The sequence below is a fragment of the Thermomicrobiales bacterium genome (assembly GCA_041390825.1).
Lineage (GTDB): Bacteria > Chloroflexota > Chloroflexia > Thermomicrobiales > UBA6265 > JAMLHN01.
Window position 1 is genome coordinate 1 of the sequence record JAWKPF010000094.1, and the last position, 1738, is coordinate 1738.

At 60.1% G+C, this 1738-nt stretch carries 2 protein-coding genes; both read left to right on the plus strand.

The features are described from left to right. The coding region (locus R2855_20160; GenBank protein ID MEZ4533320.1) for a hypothetical protein at nt 1-344 on the plus strand (344 nt) is incomplete at its 5' end. Next, nucleotides 341-1738, plus strand: a 1398-nt coding sequence (locus R2855_20165) for a hypothetical protein (protein ID MEZ4533321.1), incomplete at its 3' end; no start/stop codon positions are given. The genes R2855_20160 and R2855_20165, both read left to right, overlap by 4 nt.

Sequence of the window (1738 nt, forward strand, 5' to 3'; positions counted from 1 at the left end):
TGCACACGCATCGCTATAAGGAACGCTATTTCAAGCGGCCGCAGCTGGCCACTTCGATCGAGACCGACTTCGCCGCTCACGTCGCGAGCATGCTCAAACAGGAGATCGGCGCACGCGAAATGGACCAATCGACCGTCATGGTATTGACCGGTGTCGAGGCAATCTACGGTATCAACAAGCTCTCGGACATCACGCGTCGAATCGAAGACGACCTGCGCGGGAATCTACTCGTGTTATTTCCCGGCCACTACCAAGACGGGCAGTATCGATTCTTCGACGCGCGAGATGGTTGGAACTATCTCGCCGTACCCATTCTTCCCGTGGCTGGAAAGGCGCTCGCATGACCAACGATCTGCTCATTCGCGATGTCCTCGACCGTGACCCCTCGCAGGCATCGTTGCAAAACGATGGGGTCAGCAAGGTGGAGAACACCGCCACTTTGCACTACGAGCTCTCGACCTTCGTCTGCGACGGCGAATACGAAGCTGGAATGATCCGCATTCTGGAGGCGTATCTGGCGGGGTTGCACAAACCGAGCCAGCCCTCCGCCTGGGTGAGCGGTTTCTATGGAAGCGGCAAATCGCATCTGGTCAAGGTCCTGGAAGCCCTCTGGCGCAACGATCCGCCCATCAACGGCCAGCTCCCTCGCGATATCGCCCAGCTACCGGATGACATCCGCCAGCTGCTGACCGAAGTATCGGTTGAGGCGAAGCGCGCCGGTGGGAGCTGGTCGGCCTCGGGGATGCTCTCCGAATCGGGCGACAAGAGCGTGCGCATGCTCATTTTGGGCATCGTCTACCGCGCGGCCGGGCTTTCCAGCGATGTCGGTCGCGCGCAGTTCCGCCTGTGGGTGCGACAACGCGGCTGGGAAGAGGAGATCATCCGGCGGGTGACGGAAAAGGGACTCGATCCCGAGGACGAGTTCGATCAATACCTGGTCTCCCCAGAGATTGCCGAAGCGGTACACGAACTGAGCGGCGCCAAATCGACCGATGCCGACACCGCCCAGGAACGCTGGGATTTGCAGTTCAACCGTCCTGATCGATCCATCGACGAGTTCGTGAAGGCCCTACGTGAAGTCCTGCTCCTCCAATCAGAGGATAAAAAGCAAATTCCGCTGACCTTGCTGGTGCTTGATGAAGCGCAGCAATACATCGGCCAATCCGGCGACCGCGCCCAAGCTATGCAAGAAGCAGTCGAACGCATTCAATCCGCCTTCGATAGCCGCGTGCTGGTGGTCGCCACCGGTCAAAACGCGCTCACCGCGACCGCCAATCTGCAGAAGCTGATGGGGCGTTTCACCGTCAATGTCAATCTGTCGGACAAAGATGTGGAAGAGGTGGTGCGCAAGGTCGTGCTGCGCAAGAAACCGCAGTACGAGCAGCAGGTGAAAGCCGCCATCAACTCGGTGGAAGGCGAAATCGACCGGCAGCTGCGTTCCAGCCGGATCGGGGCCAAGAACGAGGATCGGGACTATCTGGTTGCCGACTATCCCTTGCTGCCGGTACGCAGCCGGTTTTGGGCGGCAGTTCTGCACGCGCTCGATACCACCGGGACCTCTGCGCAGCTGCGCTCCCAGCTGCGCATCGCGCATAGCGCGGCCGCGCATGTGGCGGGGCAGCCAATTGGACATGTCATCACCGGCGATTTCATCTTCGACCAGATCAGCAGCGGTTTGCAGCAGTCGGGAACGCTGCCACGCGAAGTCGCCACCCTGATTAGTGACCAGTCGAGTGGC